Annotated in this window: 1 protein-coding gene; it reads right to left on the minus strand. The window is 55.1% G+C overall.

Features of this window, described 5'->3' with window-relative positions:
* Positions 1 to 63: 63 nt before the first annotated feature.
* Positions 64 to 488 (minus strand): hypothetical protein (locus tag IB278_RS33625; RefSeq protein ID WP_192328872.1); only part of this gene is annotated, 425 nt, incomplete at its 5' end.

Raw genomic sequence — 488 nt, forward strand, 5'->3', positions numbered from 1 at the left:
GCCGGGAACGGTAGCTGCGATGCGCACCCTGGCAGACATTGAGATATCGCCACCGGCGCTAGCCTATGCCGCTTTCGTGCTCAGCGTGACACGAAACAGCGCGCCATCCCGAAACTGATAGTGCCGTGTGTTGGATCCGAAATCGCCTTTGACCCACCATTTCTCCCCAGGGCTTTCCCTGAAAGATATTCCCTCCCGCGTGAAGCCCTGCTTCGCCTCATCGAAGCTCTCATACAAAGGAACTCCCACTTCGTCGCGCGCAATAGGCCTAAAACCCTCGCTGGCCGCGATATAGAGAAACACAACGTCTAGCTTCTGGTTTTGGTCGAATCGGAACTGAAAACCGGATGCTTGTGCTGCAGCCCAATAAACATCCTCAAGGTTCTCGTGTGTTCGGTCGAAGTCGTAGACGACTTGCATGTCCCGCACCTCCAACACTTCGACAACCTCGTCGTCTTTCAACTGACGCCCAAGCAGCGACTCGAAAT

Source organism: Variovorax sp. VRV01, assembly GCF_014852545.1.
Taxonomy (GTDB): domain Bacteria; phylum Pseudomonadota; class Gammaproteobacteria; order Burkholderiales; family Burkholderiaceae_C; genus Variovorax; species Variovorax beijingensis_A.